The organism is Vibrio pomeroyi, from assembly GCA_041879425.1.
GTDB lineage: Bacteria > Pseudomonadota > Gammaproteobacteria > Enterobacterales > Vibrionaceae > Vibrio > Vibrio pomeroyi_A.
Map to the genome: position 1 here is coordinate 1579874 of CP090854.1, position 18783 is coordinate 1598656.

16 protein-coding genes are annotated in these 18783 nt (G+C 44.2%); 8 read left to right on the top strand and 8 right to left on the bottom strand.

What is annotated here, in order from left to right; genetic code table 11:
• Nucleotides 1–134: 134 nt before the first annotated feature.
• The gene (locus L0992_07120) at nt 135–707 is read right to left on the bottom strand and encodes a YceI family protein (GenBank protein ID XGB68448.1); all 573 of its coding nucleotides are present in this window, start codon (nt 705–707) and stop codon (nt 135–137) included.
• Between the two features lie 232 nt (nt 708–939).
• Between L0992_07120 and L0992_07125 the strand changes: the two genes are divergently transcribed.
• Entirely contained in the window at nt 940–1656 is a 717-nt protein-coding gene (locus L0992_07125) for a DUF1826 domain-containing protein (GenBank protein XGB68702.1), read from the top strand.
• Nucleotides 1657–1713: 57 nt separating this feature from the next.
• Here L0992_07125 and L0992_07130 read toward each other — a convergent pair whose 3' ends face one another.
• The gene (locus L0992_07130; protein ID XGB68449.1) at nt 1714–2073 is read right to left on the bottom strand and encodes a VOC family protein; all 360 of its coding nucleotides are present in this window, start codon (nt 2071–2073) and stop codon (nt 1714–1716) included.
• A 133-nt stretch (nt 2074–2206) separates the two neighbouring features.
• Nucleotides 2207–2908 carry a YafY family transcriptional regulator gene (locus tag L0992_07135; GenBank protein XGB68450.1) on the bottom strand — a complete coding sequence of 234 codons (702 nt, stop codon included), beginning with the start codon at nt 2906–2908 and terminating at the stop codon, nt 2207–2209.
• A 304-nt stretch (nt 2909–3212) separates the two neighbouring features.
• Between L0992_07135 and L0992_07140 the strand changes: the two genes are divergently transcribed.
• A complete protein-coding gene (locus L0992_07140; protein ID XGB68451.1) occupies nt 3213–5099 on the top strand; it encodes a methyl-accepting chemotaxis protein in 1887 nt (628 codons plus the stop codon).
• A 120-nt stretch (nt 5100–5219) separates the two neighbouring features.
• Here L0992_07140 and L0992_07145 read toward each other — a convergent pair whose 3' ends face one another.
• A complete protein-coding gene (locus L0992_07145; GenBank protein XGB68452.1) occupies nt 5220–6068 on the bottom strand; it encodes an alpha/beta hydrolase in 849 nt (282 codons plus the stop codon).
• A gap of 98 nt (nt 6069–6166) precedes the next feature.
• On the opposite strand from L0992_07145, the gene L0992_07150 reads away from it, so the two are divergent.
• Nucleotides 6167–7054 carry a LysR family transcriptional regulator gene (locus tag L0992_07150; GenBank protein XGB68453.1) on the top strand — a complete coding sequence of 296 codons (888 nt, stop codon included), beginning with the start codon at nt 6167–6169 and terminating at the stop codon, nt 7052–7054.
• A 5-nt stretch (nt 7055–7059) separates the two neighbouring features.
• Here L0992_07150 and L0992_07155 read toward each other — a convergent pair whose 3' ends face one another.
• Nucleotides 7060–7461, bottom strand: coding sequence for an ACT domain-containing protein (locus L0992_07155; GenBank protein XGB68454.1), 402 nt, complete (start codon nt 7459–7461; stop codon nt 7060–7062).
• A gap of 128 nt (nt 7462–7589) precedes the next feature.
• Entirely contained in the window at nt 7590–8483 is an 894-nt protein-coding gene (locus L0992_07160; GenBank protein XGB68455.1) for a LysR family transcriptional regulator, read from the bottom strand.
• A 177-nt stretch (nt 8484–8660) separates the two neighbouring features.
• Here L0992_07160 and L0992_07165 point away from each other — a divergent pair, with 177 nt between their 5' ends.
• The 5 genes from L0992_07165 (at nt 8661) to L0992_07185 (ending at nt 15712) form a co-directional block, all read left to right on the top strand.
• Complete coding sequence (locus L0992_07165) at nt 8661–9563, top strand: Vmh family MBL fold metallo-hydrolase (protein ID XGB68456.1); 903 nt, start codon at nt 8661–8663, stop codon at nt 9561–9563.
• Nucleotides 9564–9827: 264 nt separating this feature from the next.
• On the top strand, nt 9828–10055 hold the full coding sequence (locus L0992_07170; protein ID XGB68457.1) for a transposase domain-containing protein: 228 nt from the start codon (nt 9828–9830) through the stop codon (nt 10053–10055).
• A gap of 411 nt (nt 10056–10466) precedes the next feature.
• Complete coding sequence (locus L0992_07175) at nt 10467–11282, top strand: TauD/TfdA family dioxygenase (protein XGB68458.1); 816 nt, start codon at nt 10467–10469, stop codon at nt 11280–11282.
• Nucleotides 11283–11605: 323 nt separating this feature from the next.
• Nucleotides 11606–13372 carry an ATP-binding cassette domain-containing protein gene (locus L0992_07180; protein XGB68459.1) on the top strand — a complete coding sequence of 589 codons (1767 nt, stop codon included), beginning with the start codon at nt 11606–11608 and terminating at the stop codon, nt 13370–13372.
• A 291-nt stretch (nt 13373–13663) separates the two neighbouring features.
• Nucleotides 13664–15712 carry a response regulator gene (locus L0992_07185; protein ID XGB68460.1) on the top strand — a complete coding sequence of 683 codons (2049 nt, stop codon included), beginning with the start codon at nt 13664–13666 and terminating at the stop codon, nt 15710–15712.
• 151 nt (nt 15713–15863) lie between these two features.
• Here the strand turns inward: L0992_07185 and cqsA are convergent, their stop codons facing one another.
• Together cqsA and L0992_07195 are read right to left on the bottom strand one after the other, a co-directional pair.
• Entirely contained in the window at nt 15864–17045 is a 1182-nt protein-coding gene (gene cqsA / locus L0992_07190; GenBank protein XGB68461.1) for a quorum-sensing autoinducer CAI-1 synthase, read from the bottom strand.
• Between the two features lie 258 nt (nt 17046–17303).
• Nucleotides 17304–18692 carry a PLP-dependent aminotransferase family protein gene (locus tag L0992_07195; protein XGB68462.1) on the bottom strand — a complete coding sequence of 463 codons (1389 nt, stop codon included), beginning with the start codon at nt 18690–18692 and terminating at the stop codon, nt 17304–17306.
• Nucleotides 18693–18783 lie beyond the last annotated feature (91 nt).

The window sequence follows — 18783 nt, forward strand, 5'->3', positions numbered from 1 at the left end:
ATTTGATTGTGTGGTCGAGCTGATTTCGTATAACAAGTGGATACCCTCTTAAACGCAATGCTCAATCAAACACTCTTTTCTCAGACACTATGTTAAATGGTTCAGTGTCTGAGAGAAGAGTGGGGAGAGGTGGATTATTGGTCGAACATCAGATTGAAACTTAACGGAACCTTGTCGGAAATCGCTAGCCCGCCAACGGTTGCAGAAAGTTTGTTGAGGTTTTCTGTCGAAATCCCAAAATCAGCGCCATTGACGATGATAGTTGATGTCGAAGTGATCATCACAAAACTTTCAGATGGAACAACCATAACCGGGAAGTCGATGGTTTTAGTTACACCGTGAAGAGTCACTTCGGCAGCTATTGTCGTATTTTTTGGATCACCAGATAGCATTGAAGGATCGACCTTTCCCGAGATCTTCACTTCAGGGAAGGTCATTGATTCGAAGTAGAGTTCATTGAGTCGTTGGTCGCGAATCGATACTCCGGTACTCAGGCTTTTCAAATCTAACAAAATAGAAAACTGGCCATCTTCTGTCAGCCCACCGGATAAAGGCTTTATGGATGCGGATTCTACAACAAACTGCTTCTTAATGGTTGCGAACGTCACGTTCGATAACTTTGGATCTAACGTGTAGCCCGTTTCTGAAAAAGACGGCGCAGAAATGAGGGTACAAAATAGACCGAGTGCAGGTATTAGCTTCTTCATAAGTGGTCACCATATAGATGAGTTTCTTTGGTAAGTGTAGATAGAAGCTTAGGTCAGTATTTTAAGAATTACCCAAAGCTAGAAAGGCAGCTCCACATAATTGAAAGCATGATCGGTTAACTGACTTGTGTATTTTTAGTTATGTTATAACATAACTAAATTCGTTCTTGCTGCGAATAACGATTGTAGCAGTAAGAGTTAAGCGATAAGCATGTATCAAGGAGAAGACGTAATGAATGCCGTGTTAACGAAGCCTTTAGCAACCAATAGTAACCAGCCACTTAATATTAGTTCGGCTGTGAGTATCAAAGATCAGGCGAGTCATAAGCCATGCGTTAGTGCTTCGGAGCAGCCCACGGTATTAGCTGACATCTATCAAAGTGATATCAACATCGCGATTTGGCAACGTAAGTTTGATGCTGATTTAACCGGCGACATTGATGAATTTATCGCGTCGAATCCAAATTTTAGTAAGTCTGTTAGCGTGTCCCCTGAGAATGCCTACGAGAAATTAGAATTCTCGACCGACGGAACGGCTTCTAAAGCGCTATTAGAAAACATGGCGCAGCTGGTGGATATGTTCTGTTGTTTGTTTGAGCTTGAAGAAGTAGGGCTGCGTCTCGCGGTTTTAAATAAGGCAATGTGTCCTCGTTTTCATTTCGACCAAGTTCCTTGTCGCTTGGTGACCACTTATCACGGTGTCGCGACTCAATGGCTACAGAATCACTCGGTCGACCGTTCAAAGTTAGGTCGTGGAAGCAACGGACAACCAGATTCTGCATCAGGCTTGTACAACCATGAATCTGATATTCAACAAATGGCGAGTGGTGACGTAGCGCTTTTGAAAGGTGAGCGTTGGAGTGGCAATGAAAATGCGGGTCTTGTTCACCGTTCGCCTGTCACCTCATCTGAAGAGACTCGATTGTTGCTGACACTAGATTTCGGTTAGTAAGCTTCTTATTAGATGAGATGAGCAAGCAGCTAAGTGCAGCTTGCTCTTATTCGTTTAAGCGAAGACGCGGATACGGTGTCCGTCTGGATCAACAGCAAGGAAGTTGATGCCGTAAACAGATTCTTCTGGCTCTTGTTCAAACTGAATGCCTTTCTCTTTCCATGCTTTGTAAAGACTTTCTAATGTCTCTTTGTCTGCAACAGGCATAGAGAGCTCAGTGCCACCACCCTTGATGCTGCTTGCTGGGGTTAGAACATCCGCTTGTTTAAGTGTGATTTTTACGTTGTCTGCAAAGTCTAAGGCAGCGAAGGTTGGTGATAGAAGCTTTGGCTCGCAATCAAATGCCTTGGCGTAAAAGTCCATACTGCGATGAATGTCTGTGACATAAAGAACAAATGAATCAATGGTAAACATAGTAGCTCCTAGGCTGGTCAATTTGATTGGCGATGTTGTTTCTCAATAACCCCGTTGCGATTTAAGTTAACTCAAATTGTATCGAGTTCGCTTGGGATGAGAGAAATATAGCGCGAGTCAGTGACAGTTTTTGTCAGTAGCGAATCACTTTATCTGCAATACTTTCCATGTTCTGCCAATCTTTGATCAAGTCATGACGCGGGCGTTGATATTTTTCTTCAAGCATTTTCCATTCGGCAATTCTATCGAGCCTGAAATTACGATACGCACCTCGCGTTTCACACCAAGCGACCAAAACATAGTGCTGTTCGAATAAGCCAATCAACATCGGCCAAACAACTCTTGAGCTGACCTGATCTTTTGCGTCTGTGTAATGGATTTCGGCTTTGTTCTGTTGCTTAATTGCCAACTTGATGTCTGAAAGCTCTATGGTTAATTCTGCGACTTCAATGATAGAAGCAACACGAATAATGTCTTCACTGCGTTTGGCTTGATGATCAGCAGGTAATACGGCCGAAATCTTGGCAATCGCATTTCTAGCCGATTCACGGAACTCCCCATTGGCTTGCTTAGCGACCCATTCAGCACCGAGCCTTAATGCTTCCAACTCTTCCATTGAAAACATCATTGGCGGTAGCGTGAAGGTCGGTTTCAATTGATAGCCAACTCCGGCTTCACCATCAATTTCAGCGCCTTGTGCTTGCAGTGTCACGATGTCTCGATAAATGGTGCGAGTACTCACGTTTAGCTCTCGAGCGAGATGATCGGCAGACACGGGGTATTTATGACAGCGCAATAATTGGAGCAGATCGAAGAGACGTTGACTTCGGGACATAGGAAAACTCTGTGTACTTAACAGCTTATAAGATTAATCCATTGAGAATACGAACGCTATTTACATTGATATAAAAGAAACAAAAGGTTTGGCATTTTGGGTAGGGCTTTGACGGCGTAACTTAACGTATATCATTCTTTCGATTATGAATTGATCTGGATCTGCTATTGGTTCACATATAACGATAATACAATGAGTTAGTCCGTTTTATTATTTATTTTAATGTGTAAAATATATTCGCTTGCTACCGGATGGGAACGGTTCTGTTACCCACGGTTATTTATATAAAAACTATAGGTTTCCTATGTTAAAGAAACTCTCGCTTAAAAATAAGCTGGCGATCTCTGCCAGTATGGCCATCATCCTGGGGGGGATTTTGGTCGAGGCACTTTCATTTCGTGCATCGTTGCAACGATTGGATACTGAGGTTGAACAGCGCCTAGAAGGGGCATCGGCTTCTTACAACCAATACGTATCAGATTGGATCTTATCCAAAGAGCGTGCGCTCACTTCTCTGTCGAAAGAGTCTAAACAAGAAAGCTTGGTGACTCATCTAAAACAGGTTCGTGATTCTGCCTCTTTTGATAATGTCTTCTTGGCATTTCCTGATGGTTCGCAAAAGAACGCGAACGGTGTTGTGTTGCCGCCGGGTAACGATGATCCACGTCTATGGGGTTGGTACACCAATGCGGTAGCAAACCCAAGTAAAGTATTTATGGATAACCCAACGGTTGCGGCGGCAACGGGCGCTAACGTTGTGTCGCTGGGTACCGCAATGCAATTGCATGGTCAGCAGGTCGTATTGGGTGCGGATGTAGAAATCACCGACATCCTCAATAGCCTTGAAAAAGTGATTCTTCCAGGTGAAGGTTACATGTTCATCGCGACCAATAAGGGCACGGTTTACACGCACGCTGACACCAAGCTATTGAACAAGAATATCAGCTCACTTGGGCTAGATTTCGCAGATGTCCAAAAGGCGTTGGTGAGCGGTAAAGACACGTCTATCGACTTAAACGGCAGCGATTATGTACTGTATGCACGTGCGATTGATGGAACTAACCTGATCACCATCAGTGTGGTTAACCATGACTCTTTGGTGGCACCGTTGTTTGATGCTGTGATTGGCCAAGTGTTGGTGACATTGCTGGTTGTCATCGTATGTACTGTGTTGTTCAACCTGCTGTGTACGATTCTATTCCGTCCGCTTAATCATGTATCTCAAGCATTGGCGCAAATCGCAAACGGTAGTGGTGATTTAACTCAACGCATTCATGTTGATAATCAAGATGAAGTGGGTGAGCTTGCTCAGAACTTCAATACCTTTGTTGGCAGTTTACAGCAGTTGATTGGTCATATTCGTGGACAATCAGAACAGCTAAACAGCCAGTCGGAGCAAAGTGCTCAGCGTGCGAATCGTTCTGTTGATGAACTTAACCACCAGCAGCAAGAAATCACTATGGTGGCGACAGCGGTAACGGAAATGGCTTGTGCAACTCAAGAAATTGCATCACATGCCGAGCAAACCGCGAAAGCTGCACAAGACTCAGCGGCAAGTACCAATAGTGGTCACGCTCTGGTAGTTGACACTAAAGGTTCAATTAATAACTTGGCCAATGAAGTCAACGAAGCGGGTAATGTGATTAGCGAACTTAACAAGCACGCTCAAGAGATCTCAACAGTGTTAGCGACAATCCAAGGCATTGCTGAGCAAACCAATTTACTTGCTTTGAATGCGGCGATTGAAGCTGCTCGTGCGGGTGAACAAGGTCGTGGGTTTGCCGTGGTCGCTGACGAAGTACGTGTGCTTTCACAGCGAACTCACTCTTCAACAGAAGAGATCAAATCGACGATCGATATCCTGCAGCGCACAACGACCCAAGCCGTTGAGTTGATGGAGAGCAGCTCTAAACTGGCAATACATTCAGTAGAAGATGCCGACAGAGCTTCGCACGCACTTGAAGAGATCAATACTGCCGTTGCTTTGATTAGCGATATGGCGACTCAAATCGCGACGGCCGCTGAAGAGCAAACGCACGTGACGGGTGAAATCACCCAGAACGTGACGACCATTAAAGATGTTACTGACCACTTAGTTGTGGGCGCACAGGACAGCTTAACTGAGTCGAACGAACTTAAGAGCCAAGCCGCTGGTTTAAGTGACAAAGTGGCGACTTTTAAGCTTGCTTAACGGTCTTATTTTCTGATGCCTGATCGGTGAATGAACAGTAAGCAATAAGCCAAAGCGACGTAGATTACGTCGCTTTTTTTGTGGCGATTGTTAGATGGTAGAACAAGATAAGTCGCTGACTTAATCGAGTAGATGGTGGCACATCAGTTCAACAAAACGGGTTGGAGATTCAAGCATTGGGGTATGCGACACGCCTTCAAGTTCAATAAGCTCCAATGATTTGAACGCTACCTCTAACTCTAACCAAGTGCTCAAAGGTGCGATACTGAAGTCGAGTGCACCAATAGCAACAATAACCTCCAGTTGATTAGCCTTAGATAGAGTCGTTAAATCTATACTGCTAAAAATATCTCCCCAAAGTGTATCAAGTAGTGCTGTATTGGTGTGTACTTGGTCCCAAAGGGGAAGCTCATTAAAGCTAGGGTCTGCCCAGCGCATAGGGCTTAATCGATTACATAGATGGACAAACTTTTTATGTGGTTCTTTGTTTATGTCGTGTTCGAGCTTTTCAATACTTTGCTCTAATAGGCACTTTCGTTCATCTGACGCATGGCTTTCCCAATGTGAAAACTGATTGGCTTTCATCTCTTCAGATAAGCTTGGTGGTGCTCCAACAACCATAACCTTCTCAATACGAATATTGGTAGAACTGGCGAAGTTAAGAGCCATGTAAGCATGTCCTGAATGACCAAGAATACTGGCTTTCTGTATATTAAAACTCTCGCAGATAGCTTCAATATCGTCAGAGATAATATCCAAATTAATTGTCTGGTTATCTTTTCCCGTTAAAGCAAACCCACGATGATCTAGATATAGGCAAGTAAAGTGGTCGTGTAGCGCCTTCGGTATCACTCGCTTGTAGTAATCAACACTACCAATAATTAATAAGTTTGGTCCTTCGCCGTGTTGTTCGACTTTAAGCTGATACCCATCGCGCTCGAAAATTGTCTGGTTCTTACTTTTCATCATTATTCACTCCCATCATTTTTTCGAATTTTATCGTGATAGATAATCCTGATAAATAAGATAATATAAGATTCACTATTGATGATTTTGGGATAATTGGATTGGAAAGAATCGATAACGCTTGGTTAAACTCATTCCTTTGTGTGTATGAGCAGAACAGCTTCATCAAGGCTTCGGAGCGCTTGTTAATTCCGAGCTCTACGGTCAGTCGTCATGTTCAACAACTTGAAAATGAGATTGGCAATAAACTGTTTTATCGGACTACACGTAAAGTTACGCCAACCTCGGCTGGCGAGACTTTGTATAACGAGATAAGAGAGCCGCTTCGCTGCCTGAGTCAGACGTTGCAAAGCCTCACTACTTCCACTGAATCAGTAAAAGGAAGTATTCGCTTAAGCACGCCAGACGTTCCGTTCATTGGCGATATTCTTGCTGACTTTGTGGTCGACTATCCCAATATCTCTCTGTTCTGCGAACACAGTACGTCTTTAGAAAGTGCTCTCAATAGTGACCCTGATATCGTGATCAGCTTTGAGCGAGGAGCGCTTGATGATAGGGATTGGGTTTCTCGTCCTTTATGCCAATGGGAGAGCGTAGTTTTGGCTTCTCCAACTTGTTTAGAGGAACATGGAACACCAAGTAAAGTCGAAGACTTAATCTCGTTGCCATGTATCTCTAGTTATAAAGCTTTTGGTGGCAATCCTTGGGTATTTAGTGGGGCAAAAGACGACTCGAAGGGGCTGAATATCAAGTCAAACATTAATGTTGATGGTGGATTTATTGCGAAAGCCGCTGCGATTCGCGGGCTTGGTTTTGTTGCGTTACCGAAAGAGTTTTGTCTTGAGGAAATAGAGCAGGGCACATTGGTTGAACAGCACTTGGATCACCAATTAGCGCCCTTGACGATATATATTCATTACCGTTCGATGAGTTATCACACACATCTAACTAAGCTGTTAGTCAGCTTCATACGTGAACGAGCAAGCTGATCGAGTTATTTGGTTTCTGAAAACTCTCTAAGTGCACTCATTGCGGCTTCCGCTTTGTCTTTTTGAACGAAGATGTGGTCGTGATAAAAGCCAGCAATCACGTTGGCACTAATGCCGTATGAGCCAAGCTTTGTGGCAAAGGCTGCGGTTAGTCCAACCGCTTCAAGGCTTGAGTGTACCGACAAAGTAATCAAGCTAAACACACCATCGAAATCGAGTTGAGCTTGGCGTGCGGCATCCTCAGCGAGCACCAAGGTTAAGCCTTCTTTTTCACGAAAGGTCGCGATTGGGTCGAGTTGAATATAGTCTCTCAACGCTCCATCGACAGTACAGAAAACATAGTTGCTTTCAATGAGTTCTGGTGACATGGACTTTAACAAAATGTCTAAATCGGTAATGGCGGTCATCGTCTTTTTCCCTGCGTAATCGCGTTTGTTTATGGTGTTGGATAATGCAGCCAAGATAGAATTTAGCTCTTCATAAGTAAAATTAATAATATTTATTCCACATCAGTATTATTAATGACAAGGCTTACCTACCAGCTTGTCGAGTGTTCCATCTCACTTGATAGATGATCAATAAAGGCCCTTAACAACGGTGTGACTTGTTTACGCGTTCCATAAACTGCGTGCACACCCAGCGTTTTCGGTTTCCATTCAGAGAGAAGAGGAACCAATAGCCCGTTTTCAATTAAACCTTCGACTGAAGGAAAGGGCAGTAAGCAGATACCGTTGCCTTTGAGTGTGGCAGAAAGTAGAACTTCAGAAGTATTCGCACTGATGTTCCCTTTAATCGGCACTGATTCCAGCCCATTCGGGCCATTAAACGTCCACGCGGTTTTGCCAAAATAACTGAATGATAGGCAGTTGTGGTGCGTTAAATCTTGCGCGTTTTTGGGTGTACCTTTCTCTTTTAGATATTGAGGCGACGCGCAAATCACTGAGCGGCATTCACCGAGCTGCTTCGCGACAATATTGGGCGTCAGTTCGTTGGTTATACGAATGGCTAAATCGATGCGTGACTCAACAAGATTGACCGTTTGATCAGTAGAAACGATATCAATTGAGACCTCTGGCCATTTATCGATGAAGCGACCGATCACGTCCATCAAGAAGCTATCGACAATCGAATAACTCGCGGTAATACGCAGTTGGCCTTTCAAGTGCTCGCGGCTTTGGTTTCTGATACCTGCTAATGATGCCTCAAGGGCAAGTAACTCCCTTGCGACTTCAAGCGTCTCTTTTCCCGCGCTGGTTAAGCTCAAGCTTCGAGTGGTTCTATGAAGCAGGCGTGTGTCCATCCAGCTTTCGAGTTCCCCCAAATAGCGCGTGACTTTGGTTCGAGAGAGATCAAGGTGTTCGGCTGCTGCACTCAAACTGCCACGCTCAACGATGGTGACAAAGACGTTCATTGCCTCAAGTTTATCCATTGTTCTTATTACCCAAATGATTTTTGAATCTAATCGCTACGAGAAAATTAGTATATGTCCGAAAATCGCAACAGTGAAAGTTAATTTGATGTCTATTTCACCTAATTCCAATCAAATAAGATATTTGCACACTCAATGAGTTGGCAGGCGTTCAGCTCTTAATAACGGAACAAAGCTATGAAAAAGTTATCTAAAATCCTTTTATCAAGAACCGCGCTTTTAGGATCAATGAGTTTAGGAGCCATGCTAGCTGCATCGAGTGTTGTCTCTGCTGCCGAGCTAAACATCACTCATTACAATCCGGGTGAAAGCGCGATATTCCCCGCAACCTCTGTGCTGGTATCTGGAGAGAAAGAAGTGATTCTGTTTGATGCGCAATTTAGCGTCGTAGATGGGCAAAAGCTGGTGGATCAAATCAAAGCCACAGGCAAAGAGCTATCGATGATTTACATCAGCAGCGGTGACCCAGATTTCTACTTTGGATTAGAACCGATTGTTGCAGCATTTCCAAACGTTGAGGTCGTAGCCAGTGAAGCGATCGTTGCCCACATCAAGCGTACTAAAGATGCCAAGCTCGAGTACTGGGGCCCAATCTTGGAAGATAACGCACCGTCTAAAGTCATTGTCCCAACCGTGCTTAACGACACTACGCTGAACCTCGAAGGCGAAACCATCGAAGTAAGAGAAATCAATACACACCAAGCTTACCTGTGGGTTCCGTCTGAGAAAACTGTGTTTGGTGGTGTGTCGGTGTATAGCGGCGTGCATGTATGGATGGCAGATACCGCATCGAAAGAGATTCGTAGCCAGTGGTCACAATCATTAGAGCGCATGAAAGCACTTAAGCCTGAGGTGGTGATTCCAGGCCACTACTTAGGTGAAATGCCAACGGGTACTAACGGCGTTCAATTTACGATGGATTACGTGGCAGACATTGAAAAAGTACTGGTAAGCACAAGCAATCCAACGTCTGTTGATATCAGTGATTACATGAAGAAAGCATACCTACAATTCAAGGCAACAGAAGGCGACCTTGAACTAGGTGCCAAAGTGCTAAGTGGTGAGATGGAATGGCACTAAGTTGAATATCTCGGTTGTGTCTCAGAAAAGCATGAAGATTGTGTGCTAGATTTATTGGTGATACACAACTGGAGATATCGATGATCTGGCTTTCGGTGAAAGTACTACAGATTGGACTTGTCTACGGATACAGGAAGTATCAAAAAACAAAAAGAGCGCCTATTTAGGAGTAATGCCGATCAGTTAAGAAATTTGTGAGATCATTTGACCGATCCTCAAAAGGCTTCAGAATCCGATATTAGGAAACTAATATCGGATTTTTTTATGTCTTTAGAAAGCCAACTTGCCAATACTTTTCAGTCGTGTAATACCTTCCACCACTTTGAAAAATACTCTGAAATTCTTAGTCCAGAGCTTATCCAGCAAGGTTTTGAGCAAGCTGGCGTCGCAACCGTTAGAAGAAGACGGTTACCTTTGGAGGCCGTACTTTGGTCCGTTGTTGGAATGAGTCTCTTTCGTCAACAATCTGTTTGGGATTTTGCTCGCCTATAACCTTATAAGACAAGTTATGACAAAGGCTGCGATTAAGTTAGATAGCGTCTGGCCAAATCAATTAAGCTTTACGAGTAGTGCTATGGCTGTGACTCAATACTTCGCGGCTTTACCTTTAACGAGTCCTGGAAAACTTCCTAAACATTATGAAGTCTTACTCAAGCAAATATCCATGTTTACCCTGCCACCTCGAAGAGAAGATAGAAGTTACCCTCGTTGGGTGAAACTGAAACCCAAAAAATATGCAACGAACAGAAAAAATGCCAGTCAGCTTAACTGACTGGCATTACTATTTAGGAGCTCTTTTTTTTGATGTATTAGCAGCGTGTCGAAAGAAAACTCGCGATTATCCGGTTTAATAGTCAGTATCTAAATTGACTCTGAAAATTCACATCATCAAGAAGCGAGTTTATGTTGAAAATAGAACCCATTACCCCTCACATCGGTGCTCGTATCCATGGCGTCGAACTCGCTACATGCAGCGTGACTGAACTTGATGAGGTTTATCAGGCGCTTCTAACTCATCAAGTGATTTTTCTGGATGATCAAACCCTTTCGCCAGAACAGCATTTGATGATTGCACAACGATTTGGACAGCTCGAACCAGCACATCCGTTTTTTCCTCGCGTCGAACATGTGCCTCAGGTCAGTGTGATAGAAACAACGCGTGGCAATGCCCCAATGGAAAGCTACTGGCATACGGACCTTACTTGGCGCGAATTACCATCGAAAGCTTCACTGTTGCATGCTCAGCATCTGCCTAATGTGGGAGGGGACACGATTTGGTGTTCGATGACGGCTGTATTTGAATCGTTAGATGAAGATATGAAAGCAAAGCTGAGAGGCTTATCGGCGACGCATTCGCTGGTGGCGTTTGAAGGCATAGAGTCGGATCAGATTGAGCTTGATTGGCATAAGTCGTTAATCAAAACGGCTCAAGAAAATCCGCCAGTGGTTCACTCTGTTGTTCAAATCCATCCAGAAACAGGTAAAGAAACACTCTATATCAACGAACAGTTTACGCGTTATATCAATGAGCTCGACCGTCAAGAGAGCGACGCTTTACTCTGTCAGCTATTTGAAATAGCGCGCCGCCCTGAATTTCAAGTTCGTTTCAAATGGGACAAGGGAGCAATGGCTATTTGGGACAACAGGGTAACGCAGCATTACGCGGTGATAGATTACGGCGATACGCCAAGAAAAATGCACAGAGTGACAGTGACCTAGCTTACGTAAGTTTAGGGTAAATTCAGACTAAGCCGAATGCGGCTAAATATTTTGACTCATCGATTAATGTGATTTATTTTTAGCGCTAATGTTCAACTCAATACAAATATAAGGAGGATTTTTATGAAAGTGTGTGAATTTAACTTTGCGCATATTTTTTGGTACGACCAAAACTCAAGTTTTAACACTATCGTGCTGCGATAACCAAAACTTGAGCGAAGCATTAAACATAACCCTCAATAGAGTTTCTTCACTCTAGTTTACTTGGTTGTTGTCAGCGAATGACGACGGCGCTTTCTTGCGCTTGAAACTAGAGTAAACAAATGACTACATTAATATCTACATCATCTATTTCTTACGATCTAACATCATGCCGCTTATTTGATGGGCTTTCTTTCACCATTAAAAAGGGTGACCGCATTGGCCTAATTGGCAGCAATGGTTGTGGAAAAAGCACCTTACTACGTCTATTAAACAAAGATTTATCAGACTATGTTGGTAGTGTCTCATTCGCCTCTTATGCCGAAGTCGCGCTTATTGAGCAACATCTCCCTAAACGACTGCTGACTATGTCGATGCTCGATTCCGTTGTCGATAACCTTCCGACAGAGATACAACTCTCTGAGCAATGGCGTGCGCAAATCATCTTGTCTAACTTAGGCTTTGACGAAAGCTATTGGGATCAGCCGATTGGCACCTTAAGTGGCGGTCAATACGCACGAGTGCTGGTGGCAAGAGCCCTAATTGTCGAACCTGACGTTCTGCTACTGGATGAACCGAGCAACCACTTAGATTTGCCAACCTTGCTTTGGTTAGAGCAGTTTCTGATGGATTGGAAGGGCACTTTTGTGATGGTGTCACATGACCAAAGGTTACTCGATCATGTAACCAACTGTACTTGGGTACTGCGTGATAAAAAACTGCAAACCTTTAGTCAAACTTGTACACAAGCAAGGAAGGCTTTAGAGGAGAAAGATCGAGCTAACGCTGAACGGCTAGAGGCGGAACAAAAGGAGATTAACCGGATTGAAAAGAGTGCGCAGCGATTAGCTATCTGGGGTAGGGATTTCGATAACGAATGCCTAGCACGCAAAGCCAAAAGTATGGAGAAACGTGCTGCTGGTTTACGGACGACTATGACGCGTTTGGATACGATTGAACTATGGACACTAAGCCTGTCGGGTGAGTCGATGAAAGCGAACCGCTTACTTGAATTAGCCGAGGTGCCAATCGCTGCCGCGCAAGATCAAGCACCTTTGTTTGAAGTTCTGTTCCAGCAGATTAAGAGTGGTGATCGAGTCGCTATCTTAGGTAAGAACGGCGCAGGTAAATCTTCATTGTTGAAAGTGCTATGGGCAAGCTATCAAGTCTCTCAACTTGAAGACAATGGTTACTTCCATCCTCAAGCTGAAGTGGGTTATTACGACCAAAGCTTGAACCAACTGTGCGATGAACATTCTTTGATAGATTCGTTGTACTCGTTTTATCCGGTTTCTCAGGAAGCCAGAAAAATGGCTTTGATCAGCGCGGGTTTTTCTTATGAGAGACACGATCAAAAGATTGCTGAACTGAGTGGAGGCGAGCGTTCTCGGCTACTGTTTGTCGGGCTATCTTTGGCTAAGTATCACTTCCTGTTGCTTGATGAACCAACGAACCACCTGGATATTGAAGGTAAGGAAGAGCTGGCTGAATGTTTAACTCGTTTCGAAGGCGGCCTGTTGTTGGTTAGCCATGATCGAGAACTCATCGAGAGTTCATGTAATCGATTCTGGTATATCAATGATGGTCAGCTGGTGGAAATGACTTACCTAGACGCGGTTTATGACGCCATGTCTGTCGGCAATCAAGTTGATAGCTTAGAGGTGGGAGGGGAAACTGCAAGCACTGTGCTACCACGCTATTCTGCCATTGAAAATCAACACCATGAGCAAGCTCAAAATGACGAAGAGTTACTGTTGGAAAGGCTATTAGAGTTGGAAGAGTTACTAACACAAGACCAGTCACGAAAAGCGAAACACCAGAAGCCAGATCTGCAACAGAAATGGCAGAAAGAGATAGTCAGCATAAACGCGAAACTCGAGCTCAGTTAGCTTTTGATTCTATTCTCTAAGCACATTGGCTAGCAGTACAGTTAGGTTGTGACCGCTAACTATGGAAAGTAAGGCTCTTTAGTTCTGTATCGGCTAAAGAGCCTTGTTGTTTTTATAAGCATAAACAGAAGCCCCAAAATTTAAGATTAAAAGCAAATACCTTCATATATATTTGATTGAAACCTCACTGCTGACAGGGGATGTGTAATATAATCGGCGCCTAAAATATAAGAATAAAAATCAAACCATAGAACCAGTAAACGTTAGGGCTTAGAGAACAAAGTATTTCGCATGAACGCTATTCGCAAAGTTTATCAATACGCAGAACCTAATCTTACCCTTGTGGGTTGGATGGGCTTTGTCGGCTTTCCCATTTACTACATTGTGTGGGAGTTTTTATTCCCTCAACCTTATGAAAACCTACCGCTGCGTCTAGCGTGTTCGGTACTGTTCTTAGGCATTATTTTCCGTAATCGCGTGCCATTTGAATGGCGCAAATACCTTCCGGCTTATTACCAAGTTGCGGTAACCCTCTGCTTGCCGTGTTTCTTCTTTTACATGCTGCTGATGAACAATTGGTCCAACGTTTGGGTCATGTCGTTCATGTCGGCCATATTCCTGCATATTTTGTTGGTGCACGTCACTAAGGTCATGTTCGCTCAAACTTTTGCCGGAATCGGCATTGCGACGTTATGTGCTTGGGTGGCACAAAGCTTTTACCTAGAAATTACAATGGACTGGACACATGTGCCTATCTTCTTGTTTATCTACCTATTCGGTAACTTGTTCTACTTCCGTAATCAGGTGGAACATGAAAATAAGGTGTCACTGGCGAAGTCTTTTGGCGCCGGTATTGCCCACGAGATGCGAAACCCTTTAAGTGGTTTATTAACGTCTATTGATGTCATGCAATCCATACTGCCGAACCCTAAAAGTGGTGACCACAAGGGGCAATATGCGCTGAGCAATGAAGACGTTATCCAGTTACGAGAAGTGGGTGATGAAGCGATGGAGATCATCCACTCAGGTAACGAAACGATTGATCTGTTATTGACTTCAATTGATGAAAACCGTGTATCCCGATCGACCTTTAAAAAACATTCGGCGCAAACGGTCGTAGAGGATTCGATTGCCAGCTTTAACTACAAACGCGCAGCCGATAAATCGGCAATCTCTTTAGACGTACAAAGCGACTTTGACTTCTTAGGCAGCGATACCTTGTTGAAGTACGTGATGTACAACCTGTTCAAGAACGCATTCCACCACCGTAGCCCTGAAGATTTCCATATTCATGTCACGATGTGCAGCGATGAAGTCACCAATCAAATCATGGTGACGGATAACGGTTCTGGTATATCAGGCAATGTTATCCGACGTATCTTCCAAGACTTCTACACCACAGGTCAATCGGGTAACTACGGTTTAGGCTTGCCATTTTGTCAGAAGGTGATGCGCTCATTTGGTGGCGAAATTAAATGTCAGTCGGAAGTGGAACAATGGACGCAGTTCACGATGACGTTCCCATCTTTAACATCCAACTCAGTGAAAGAGATTAAGAGCGAACTGACTAAGTTAAAGAACGTGGTGATGATCAGTGACCAGAAGGTTCTGACCAGTAAAATGACCGAGATATCGCGTTTTATGGGCTTTGACCTCACTATTATGGATGTCGCCTCTGCGCTTAAAAACAAGGAATATCAGTTCGAATTTGATTTGGTTTTCGTTGATATGGAGAGCCTAGATCTACGAGCTAGCTGCTTGGAGAGGATTGAATCATTGCTTTCGTTTACCGAAGCTCGAATCATTTACCTCTATGAGCATCATCCGACTAGGCGTGTACGTAACGTCTCTTTCGAGCCTATTTGGGTGGAAACGCAGGTTTGGCTACTCAATACCAAAGCGACCATCGACCGTTTACTTTTCGATTCCAATTACGTGATGCCTTCTGTGTCAGTAAAACTGCTAGAGGCCGAGAATAAGCGTACGATTATGGTGGTGGATGACAATGAATCTCTGCGTCGTTTTACTGCGATGTTACTGGAAAAGCAGGGTTTTGAGGTTGTGCAGAAAGAAGATGGTCAGCAAGCGTTAGACGCGTTGGATAGCGACGATATTGACTTGATTCTCATGGATATCGAAATGCCAATCATGGATGGTGTGGAAGCGTCCCGTCGAATTCGAAGTGCCAACAAGGCTTACTCTTCAGTGCCGATTATTGCCCATACCGGTGACAGTTCGCCCGTCACTTTGGAGAAAATGGAATCATCAGGCATGTCTGATTTCATCGTCAAACCCGCTGATAAAAACCGACTGTTCGATAAGATTGCTCACTGGATCTAGTGAATGTACTAGGTTGAGCTACACGACCATCGTGTAGGCGACTCAAATACAAGAAAGAGCTCAGCGAATTGCTGGGCTCTTTTTGTTTAGCGACATGGTAGCGTCCATTCTGTCCTGCCGTTTTTTAGTTAAAGAACTAGTGTGTTCAGAGTTATACGAACTCTAACTCTGGGTGATGGTACGCCTCGTGACAAACCGTGAGCACATGGTCAATGTCTCGTGGAGTCATGTCGGCATTCACTGAAAATCGGATGATGTTCTTATTCCTACCCGTAGCAGGACGGCAGAACACTGCGCCGAACACATCTCGCTCTTCAAGGAAATCGCGCACTCGCTCTGTATTTCTTTCATTACCGCAATCTAGCGAGACGATTTGAGATTCACTACGGATGTTAAAGCCGATACGTTTTAGACCCGTAATAAGCGACTGTGCTCGCTTAAACAGGGCTTCTCGTTTGTCATCTGCACCTTTAATCACCTCCAGTGTTTTCTCTAAACGAATCACTTCTTGCGGCAATACGGTTGAGCTAAAAATGGCAGGATAAGCAACAAACGGCAAAGTATCGGATAGCTGTTTAGGTCCAAGAATCGCGCCTGCACGATAAGCGAAGGTTTTGGCTAAGCTGACGGTGATAAAATCGACTTGATCAGTGAGCCCGAGTGCTTGCACCAAGCCTGCACCTTTTTCACCGTGTGTTCCTAATGAATGCGATTCATCGACGATAACAGCACAATCAAACTCTTGCGCCATTTCGTAGATGTCGCGGAGCGGGGCAATGGTACCTATGGTGCTGTAAACCGAGTCGACAACAATCACACCAGAACCATGACGTTCCAGTTGCTTACGTAAGTGACTCATATTGTTGTGCATAAATGGATGAGCTGACGCACCGGCCGCGCGAATGCCTTCCCATAGCGACATGTGCGCAAAGAAGTCGATATACACAGGGGTATTTGGCGGGCAGATCGTTTGAAGCAACCCAATATTTGCCGCCCAACCAGACTGGGAAAGTAAGCAGCTTTCCATTCCAACATAGTTCGCGAGTTCGGTTTCAAACGCTGGTTTAGATTCCGTATCTTGTAAGAAAATCGCAGACATCACGACATTGTCGTCGTGGTCGCTGATCGCCGCTTGGTGGGCTTGTTGGATTGCTTTGTTGTGTGACAAAGACAAATAATCATTGCTTTGCATGACAACGGAGTCGGGCGATGGACGTTTACCCAACACTAAGTGTTTTTGGCTTTGGTTTTGGGCAATTAGGTCTTGAATATAGAAGCTCAAGCGTTCTTCAATAAAGGAAGGTAATGGTTTGTTTTTGGTTTTATCACTCATAATAGTTCTCTTCAAATACAGGATAACGCCAGCGCTGACGGCTGTATATTGAAGATAAAAAGTGATGTGTCACTAGCCAAGTTGCATAATTTTGTGGGTGCTTGCAAACTCAGCATTTAAGGGTTTTGAGGCGAAGGGATTTCCTTACGGTAACGAGCTTTACCCCAATTCCAATCAGAATAATAACCGCCTCTTTTATAACAAATAGCGATGAAGGGACTAAGAATCAAAGCTGTGAGAAAAAGCTCTGAAAACAGTCTAACCATTGACACATTGATGGATAATTTTAATCAAGTCATCCAACTGCTGTTTGGCTTCTCCTTCAAGTGAATAACCAAAATTGATGCGCAGACAGTTGCTGTAAAGATCAAGAGTGCTGAACAGATGGCCAAGCCTGATATCAAGGTTTTGTGCGGCGACCGCTTGAGTAAATGCTTGTTGGTTTAGATTGGGTATTTGTAACCAAAGCACCATGCCACCTTGTGGGTTACTGATCTTCACATCTTGAGGAAGGTGTTGGGCTAAATAGCTGAGGTATTGCTGACGTAAAGAAAGGATTTGAGAACACCTTCTTCTAACGTGTTTGGCGTATTGGCCAGACTCGATAAAGTCAGCAACTGCAAGCTGAGTCGGCAGGGCAACACCATAACTCGCAGCAGAAAACTGAGCTTTGTATTCGTCAATGTATCTTCCTGGTAAACACCAGCCTAAACGGTAACTTGGTGAAAGGCTTTTCGATACCGACCCACACCACAACACGTATCCGCCTTTGTCGTAGTATTTCGCTGGCAGTGGCGTGTGTGATGAGTATGAGAGTTCCAAATACACATCGTCTTCAATGATAGGTACTCGGTAGTGATTCGCTAATTCAGCCAGTTTTTGCTTTTGACTGGCAGACATATTGATACCTTGAGGATTCATATGTGAGGTACAAAAGATAGCGGCATCCGCACATTTATTTTTAAGGTGCGTTTCCAGTTGTTGTAGGTCGACACCGTCATCCAAAGACGGGATCTCTATGATCTGGCGTGACATCTTGCCGAGCAACTCCAGAATACCGTTGAAACAAGGTGAGCTGATGGCAATGGTATCGCCTTCCTTGGTGCAGGATTCAAGAGCGGCTTTAATCGCCGACATACAGCCTGCAGTGATCACCATCTCTTCAGGTGAAAAGTGGACATCAAGCTTGGCAAAGTGGGTGGACAAAGCCTGCCTTAACATCGGCTCGCCCTGCGTATCAGGGTAGTGATTAAGCCTGTCGCCCATGCGTTTTATAGAACGGCGGAAACTGCGTTCTAGCTCAACAATCGATTGGTCATCATTAGTGGTGCTAGAGACTCCTAAAGGCCCATTGATCGAGTTGTGAGTAGATGAAGTTTGTCTAACTTTGGAAACTTTACTCTCAAATTGTGCCCACTCAGGCGTTGAATGAACAGGCTTGTGAGGCGAGACAAAATACCCCGCTTGCGGGCGAGAATGAATCCAACCCTGTGATTCTAACTCTTGGTAACAGCTTACTACGGTCGACATGCTGATGGCTTGCTGCTTAGCTAATTGACGCAGCGAAGGCATACGCCCACCTTCGGGTCTTTTCCCGGTTTCAATCTCATCAATGAACTGATTCGCAAGTTTTCTGTAGATACTCATGGTCACGATCGCTGTTAACTGTACTGGTTTTTATTGTAAAAATTGTATCTGTACCGGTTTTATTGTTCAAGGGATACTCTTTCAAAACAAA

Bases quoted from the DNA above. Each gene is read 5' to 3' on its own strand.
- L0992_07165 (XGB68456.1), top strand. From the start codon at position 8,661: ATGAAAAAGTTATCTAAAATCCTTTTATCAAGAACCGCGCTTTTAGGA.
- L0992_07185 (XGB68460.1), top strand. From the start codon at position 13,664: ATGAACGCTATTCGCAAAGTTTATCAATACGCAGAACCTAATCTTACC.
- L0992_07155 (XGB68454.1), bottom strand. From the start codon at position 7,461: ATGACCGCCATTACCGATTTAGACATTTTGTTAAAGTCCATGTCACCA.
- cqsA (XGB68461.1), bottom strand. From the start codon at position 17,045: ATGAGTGATAAAACCAAAAACAAACCATTACCTTCCTTTATTGAAGAA.
- L0992_07180 (XGB68459.1), top strand. From the start codon at position 11,606: ATGACTACATTAATATCTACATCATCTATTTCTTACGATCTAACATCA.
- L0992_07135 (XGB68450.1), bottom strand. From the start codon at position 2,908: ATGTCCCGAAGTCAACGTCTCTTCGATCTGCTCCAATTATTGCGCTGT.
- L0992_07170 (XGB68457.1), top strand. From the start codon at position 9,828: ATGTCTTTAGAAAGCCAACTTGCCAATACTTTTCAGTCGTGTAATACC.
- L0992_07140 (XGB68451.1), top strand. From the start codon at position 3,213: ATGTTAAAGAAACTCTCGCTTAAAAATAAGCTGGCGATCTCTGCCAGT.
- L0992_07145 (XGB68452.1), bottom strand. From the start codon at position 6,068: ATGATGAAAAGTAAGAACCAGACAATTTTCGAGCGCGATGGGTATCAG.
- L0992_07195 (XGB68462.1), bottom strand. From the start codon at position 18,692: ATGAGTATCTACAGAAAACTTGCGAATCAGTTCATTGATGAGATTGAA.
- L0992_07175 (XGB68458.1), top strand. From the start codon at position 10,467: ATGTTGAAAATAGAACCCATTACCCCTCACATCGGTGCTCGTATCCAT.
- L0992_07130 (XGB68449.1), bottom strand. From the start codon at position 2,073: ATGTTTACCATTGATTCATTTGTTCTTTATGTCACAGACATTCATCGC.
- L0992_07125 (XGB68702.1), top strand. From the start codon at position 940: ATGAATGCCGTGTTAACGAAGCCTTTAGCAACCAATAGTAACCAGCCA.
- L0992_07160 (XGB68455.1), bottom strand. From the start codon at position 8,483: ATGGATAAACTTGAGGCAATGAACGTCTTTGTCACCATCGTTGAGCGT.
- L0992_07120 (XGB68448.1), bottom strand. From the start codon at position 707: ATGAAGAAGCTAATACCTGCACTCGGTCTATTTTGTACCCTCATTTCT.